The sequence below is a fragment of the Mucilaginibacter sp. P4_G9 genome (assembly GCF_056400985.1).
This window is the reverse complement of record NZ_JBFUKF010000319.1, coordinates 1-5,780: the sequence shown is the minus strand read 5'-3', so window position 1 is coordinate 5,780 and position 5,780 is coordinate 1. Positions and strand designations below refer to the sequence as shown.

Here is a 5,780-nt window from a genome sequence, read left to right as displayed (position 1 = left end):
CATTCAATGCGACAACCAAACTTGTACTTTATGCAAAAGCTGTATAAAAGAATGGTTGCCAGCCATTGCCGCAAACAGAAAAAACTTCAAAGTTAAGAAAGGACAGGTTATTTTTAGCGAAGGCGACCCGGTTACCGGAATCTATTTTGTGTACCAGGGAAATGTGAAAGTTCACAAAAAATGGGGCTCAGATAAGGAACTCATCATCCGTTTTGCCAATAAAGGAGCCATTTTTGGGCACAGGGTGTTAGGAAAACACGCAACTCATTACCCTATTTCGGCAACAGCGCTTGAAAATGGTATTATATGTTACGTTGATATGGAATTTTTTGAGGCAACTTTAAAAGTAAACCCTCAATATACCTACCAACTGATGTTATTTTTTGCCGATGAATTACAGGAAGCAGAAAAAAAGATGCGCAACCTGGCACATATGCCTGTTAAGGGCCGCGTTGCCCATGCTTTGGTATCACTAAAAGATCAGTTTGGCATTAACGAAGATGGCCATATTGATATTGAGCTTACCCGCCAGGACCTGGCCTCTTATGCCGGTGCAACTTATGAAACAGTTTTCAGGGTGGTGAACGAGCTCACCCAGGAAGAAATCATCAGCACCAACGGCAAAAAGATCAGCATTGTTAACCAGGAAAAATTATTTGTTTTAACACAGGATACCAACCAATAGCATACGCAAACCCAGGGACGGGCTGGCCGTTTTTGTAAAAAAAAACAGGCGTTGACTCTATCGGAGTCCCGCCTGTATTAATCTTAATTATTTGTAGGTATTTGCCTTAAGCGATACCCACAAATACCTTACCGTCTGCAACTTTTACAGGATAGGTTTTAATAACCAATTCCTCTTCGCCAATACATTCGCCAGTAAGTAATGAGAATGCTTTTTTATGAAAAGGACAAGCTACTTTTGGCTCGCAACTTTCGCCGGCACTGCCTATCATTCCCCGCGAAATAGCCATTTGCTGTTTATGCGGACAAAGATTTTGAGTTGCATACCACTCACCCCTGCGGGTAAAATTAAAAATAGCTATCTGCTCATCACCATGCTTTACGCACGATCCGCCATTTTCGGGCACATCATCTACATAACATGCCAGTATCCATTGTGTTGCTATTGTTGTTTCCATTGTGTTATATTTTTATCAGCCCAACACGTCTAAAACATGCCGCCTTCTTTTTTAACTTTTTGAATTTTAACTTAAAAACCTACCACTCTTTAGCCCGCACCTGCTCGCGCATTGGTTCAAACTGTGCATGTGGATCTTTTTCCTCGGGAGCGTTTATAAAGTGAGCAAAACGTTTACGCATTCCAGGACTTTCAATAACCTCTTTCCACTCGCAGTGATAGGTATCTACCAGCGTCTGCATTTCTTCTTCCAGTTGTTCGGCCAGACCAAGACTATCGTTTACAATCACATTTTTAAGATAGCTCATTCCACCATCCAGCTTATTTAACCAGGTTGCAGTACGGGTTAGCGGATCGGCGGTTTTGATATAAAACATCAGGAACCTATCAAGGTATTTGATACAGGTTGCACTATCAATATCGGTAGCCAGCAATTGGGCATGTTGTGGTTTAGATCCACCATTACCGCATATGTAAAGATTCCAGCCTTTTTCAGTAGCTATAATTCCAAAATCTTTTGACTGTGCTTCGGCACATTCACGTACGCAGCCACTTACGCCACCTTTAAGTTTGTGCGGCGCGCGGATACCTTTATACCTATCTTCAATCTCAATAGCGAAAGTTACACTATCATGTAAACCAAAGCGGCACCAGGTACTGCCTACGCAACTTTTTACGGTACGCAAAGCTTTGCCATAAGCATGACCGCTTTCGAAACCAGCATCTATCAGCTCTTCCCATATTAATGGCAGATCGCTCAAATGCGCACCGAACATATCAATACGCTGCCCTCCGGTTATTTTGGTATAAAGCCCGTATCTTTTAGCTACCTGCCCAATCACAATTAATTTATCCGGAGTTATCTCGCCACCCGGTATGCGCGGCACCACAGAATAAGTACCACCTTTTTGAATATTTGCTAAAAACCTGTCGTTACTATCCTGTATAACTTCCTGTTTTACTATTACATCATTCCAAAGGCTCGATAATATACTGGCAACAACAGGCTTGCAAACTTCGCAGCCGTCGCCTTTACCATAATGATCAAGCACCAGGTCATAATTTTTCAGTCCGTTTATTTTTACAAGATCAAAAAGCTCCTGCCTTGAATAATCAAAATGCTCACAGATTACATTTTTAATATACTGCCCGTTGGCCTTCAAGGTTCCTGCAATCAGGTCTTTCACCATTGGCACACAGCCACCGCAGCCGGTACCGGCTTTGGTGCATTTTTTCATCCCATCAATACCGGTAACGCCGCCTTCATTCACCGCCGAGCAGATTGCCGATTTGGTTACCGCCTCGCACGAGCAGATAAGCGCATCATCGGGCAGGCTCATTACACCGGCTCCCTCACTTGCAGCGCCACCTCTTGAACCCAGGATAAGATCCTCAGGATCGGGAGGAAGAACAATTTTATTATTTACAGTTTGCAGCAACATATTATAGGCATCAGCATCACCTATTAATATACCACCCAAAAGCTGCTTACCATCATTGGAGATGTTAATACGCTTGTAAATGCCCTTGTGCGTATCCTCAAACAAAATGGTACGACAATCCGGCTCGGTTATAAAAGCATCACCAAAGCTGGCTACATCAACACCAATCAGCTTTAGTTTGGTGCTCATATCATATCCGTAGAAAGATTTATCCACCTCGGTTAAATGAGCGGCCACAATATCAGCCATCTCATAACCTGGCGCAACCAAACCGTAAATCATGCCTTCATACAAAGCACATTCGCCAATGGCATAAATGCTTGCATCGCTGGTTTGCATTTTTTCGTTCACAATGATACCACCACGGGTGCCAACATGTAAACCGGCAAGTTTTGCCAGCTCATCGCGCGGACGGATACCGGCAGAGATTACCAGCATATCAACCGCAAGCAGACTATCATCATTAAAGCGAAGTGACTCGATCTTTTTTTCGCCAACAATAGCAGCAGTACTTTTATTTAAATGAATGTGCAAACCTAGCTGGCTAAGCTTCAACTGCAGCATACTGCTACCGGCCGAATCTATTTGCCTTGGCATTAACCGCGGGGCAAATTCAATTACATGTGTTTCTTCAATACCCAGGTCAATCAGGGCTTTGGCAGCTTCAAGTCCAAGCAACCCGCCACCCATTACCGCTCCGCATTTTGCATTAGCGGCACAGGCTTTTATCAACTCCAGATCTTCGATAGTACGGTAAACAAATACCCCCTCTTTTTCGATCCCCGGAATATCGGGCACAAAAGCAGATGAACCGGTAGCTAAAACCAGGTAATCATATTTTAAGGTAACACCTTTTAATGAGTGGATTGTTTTTTCGGTACGGTTGATCTCCTGGATAGGATCGTCAAGATGAAGCGCGATGTCATTATCGGCATACCACGATAAAGTGGAAAGCGACAGGTCATCGGCAGTTTTGCCATTAAAATATTCGCTCAGGTGCACCCTGTCATAAGCGTGACGGGGCTCTTCGCCAAAAACAATTATTTGGAACTGGGTTGATCTGGCTAAAAGTTTTTCACAAAACTTGTAACCCACCATACCGTTGCCAACAACAATGATGGTTGGTTTTGACATATCGAAATTTTTTAAATGTTAAAGCAATTTTCAAACCTAAATGCATCCAATTACGACCTTGATTACATTTACACTACAATTATAACTGAAAAAAACGTCAAATAAAAATTTAAATTCATTTTTTTATTAAATAAATCATGTTTATTGACATTTTAATTCATAATTTAGAGGTATTAATATATTTTACATCATCAATAAAGATTATTTTATTGATAAATTTAAGACTTTGGCAAAATCACTCAAATAAAATCAGTCATTATCTGATTTTTTAGCCGCAAATTTGAAAATATGCAAAATAAAATACAAAAACCCGAACTATTTGTGATTGGAGCCGGTCCGGGAGACCCAGAATTGATAACAATGAAGGGATATAAGGTACTTCAACAGGCAAAAGTTATTCTATATGACAATCTTGCTAATAAAGAATTGCTGGATATAAGCCCGGAGGATTGCGAAAAGGTATATGTTGGCAAACAGCCTTACGGCGATTATACTCCACAGGAAACCATTCATGAGCTAATAAAACATTACGCTTTTACCAAAGGCAGCGTGGTAAGGTTAAAAGGTGGCGATCCGTTTATATTCGGCAGGGGGTTTGAAGAGATCATTTACGCCCGCGAGCATGGCATTACAACGCACTATATACCCGGCATTACCAGTATGCAGGCGTCGGGTTGTGAGGATATCCCGCTCACCCATCGTTCGGTAAGTGAAAGTGTATGGATGGTTACCGGCACAAAAAAGGACGGACGGTTATCTGCCGACCTTAACCTGGCCATGCAAAGCAACGCTACCGTAGTTATATATATGGGTATGAAAAAGCTGGAAGAAATTGCAGCAGCTTATATCGCTGCAGGCCGTGGCGATACCCCCGCAGCTATTATACAGCATGCATCGCTACCAAAACAAAAATCGGCAAAGGGGGTGGTTAAAGACCTGGTAACAATTGCTGCAGAACACCAACTTACGTACCCGGCCATCATTATTATTGGTGATGTAGTGAATGTTAAAAATTAAGAATTGATATGAAGATCAGGATAAAAGGAAACTCCCTGCGGTACAGACTTACCAAAACCGATGTTGAACAATTTGACAGGGATGGGTATATTGAGGAAACAACCACTTTTGGTACACAGGTATTTAAATATGCACTACAACGGTCCATTACCGAAGTTTTAACAGCAAGCTTTAATAACAATACCATAACCATGTACATGCCGGCGGCAATGGCCAACAATTGGACAGGTTCTGATCGTGTTGGGTACGAAAGCAACAGCAGCTCTTTATATCTGCTGGTTGAAAAGGATTTTAAGTGTTTGGATAATGTAGCTGAAGACCAGAGCGACAATTACCCAAACCCACTGGCATTTCAACGTTAAATAACCCAGAATTGGAAAAGCCCCAATCAATTGCGGATCAGGGAACTTTAACGGCTTGCCGGGCCAGTAAATGCCATCCGGATTTATTTTTTACCCATACCAGCAATATTCCAATTTTAACCGTACCCGGACCTTTACCGGCATCATTGGTAGCGGCCGATAAAATATGCCTTACTATGGCCGTATTACCTGATATGGTAATTTTTTGGTCAGACAGATCGATGGTAACAAAGTCTGAAGCGCCGCTGGTTATACTATGTATAAATTCATTTTTAGTTTGCAACATTCCACCCGAATGACCATAACTCAGGCTATCTGCTGTTAATTCATCCAATGCCAGGCTGTCGGCATCAACCATCGCTTTACGCAGGCTTTCTACTGCTGTTGCAACCTCTTTAACTGATTTTTTTGACTGGGCCTTTACCAGCTCCGGCGTTACGCTGTTTATCATAATCAAGCAAAACAAAAATTTAATTCCTGAACTAATTTTCATGACTTTATAAATTGGTTAATAGCATATTTTTCAACAATATATCATTTTTTGATCAAAAAGGTTTGCACTACCGGTACCGCCGTTTGCAGTTTGGGTTCATTGCTGTTACCATACTGCCAGGCTACTACCGTAACCTTTACAGGGAAGCGGCTGCGTGGCGGAATTGCAGTAAGGTTTACCCTGTTCCCGGT

Annotated in this window: 6 protein-coding genes; 3 read left to right on the top strand and 3 right to left on the bottom strand. The window is 42.1% G+C overall.

Annotation, left to right across the window (positions count from 1 at the left end; genetic code table 11):
* The first annotated feature begins 1 nt into the window (after position 1).
* Positions 2 to 685, top strand: a complete 684-nt coding sequence (locus AC1DPZ_RS20615; RefSeq protein ID WP_477406930.1) for a Crp/Fnr family transcriptional regulator — start codon at positions 2 to 4, stop codon at positions 683 to 685.
* A gap of 106 nt (positions 686 to 791) precedes the next feature.
* Here the strand turns inward: AC1DPZ_RS20615 and nirD are convergent, their stop codons facing one another.
* Together nirD and nirB are read right to left on the bottom strand one after the other, a co-directional pair.
* Positions 792 to 1,142, bottom strand: coding sequence for a nitrite reductase small subunit NirD (gene nirD, locus AC1DPZ_RS20610; protein WP_477406928.1), 351 nt, complete (start codon positions 1,140 to 1,142; stop codon positions 792 to 794).
* Between the two features lie 79 nt (positions 1,143 to 1,221).
* Entirely contained in the window at positions 1,222 to 3,717 is a 2,496-nt protein-coding gene (nirB, locus tag AC1DPZ_RS20605; RefSeq protein ID WP_477406926.1) for a nitrite reductase large subunit NirB, read from the bottom strand.
* A 288-nt stretch (positions 3,718 to 4,005) separates the two neighbouring features.
* Between nirB and cobA the strand changes: the two genes are divergently transcribed.
* Together cobA and AC1DPZ_RS20595 are read left to right on the top strand one after the other, a co-directional pair.
* Complete coding sequence (gene cobA, locus AC1DPZ_RS20600; protein ID WP_477406924.1) at positions 4,006 to 4,734, top strand: uroporphyrinogen-III C-methyltransferase; 729 nt, start codon at positions 4,006 to 4,008, stop codon at positions 4,732 to 4,734.
* A gap of 8 nt (positions 4,735 to 4,742) precedes the next feature.
* Positions 4,743 to 5,096, top strand: a complete 354-nt coding sequence (locus tag AC1DPZ_RS20595; RefSeq protein ID WP_477406922.1) for a DUF7009 family protein — start codon at positions 4,743 to 4,745, stop codon at positions 5,094 to 5,096.
* Between the two features lie 37 nt (positions 5,097 to 5,133).
* Here the strand turns inward: AC1DPZ_RS20595 and AC1DPZ_RS20590 are convergent, their stop codons facing one another.
* Entirely contained in the window at positions 5,134 to 5,547 is a 414-nt protein-coding gene (locus AC1DPZ_RS20590; RefSeq protein ID WP_477406920.1) for a nuclear transport factor 2 family protein, read from the bottom strand.
* Positions 5,548 to 5,780: the final 233 nt, after the last annotated feature.

Excerpts from the sequence above, each read along its gene's own strand:
- nirD (WP_477406928.1), bottom strand. The coding sequence starts at position 1,142 with ATGGAAACAACAATAGCAACACAATGGATACTGGCATGTTATGTAGAT.
- nirB (WP_477406926.1), bottom strand. The coding sequence starts at position 3,717 with ATGTCAAAACCAACCATCATTGTTGTTGGCAACGGTATGGTGGGTTAC.
- cobA (WP_477406924.1), top strand. The coding sequence starts at position 4,006 with ATGCAAAATAAAATACAAAAACCCGAACTATTTGTGATTGGAGCCGGT.
- AC1DPZ_RS20595 (WP_477406922.1), top strand. The coding sequence starts at position 4,743 with ATGAAGATCAGGATAAAAGGAAACTCCCTGCGGTACAGACTTACCAAA.
- AC1DPZ_RS20590 (WP_477406920.1), bottom strand. The coding sequence starts at position 5,547 with ATGATAAACAGCGTAACGCCGGAGCTGGTAAAGGCCCAGTCAAAAAAA.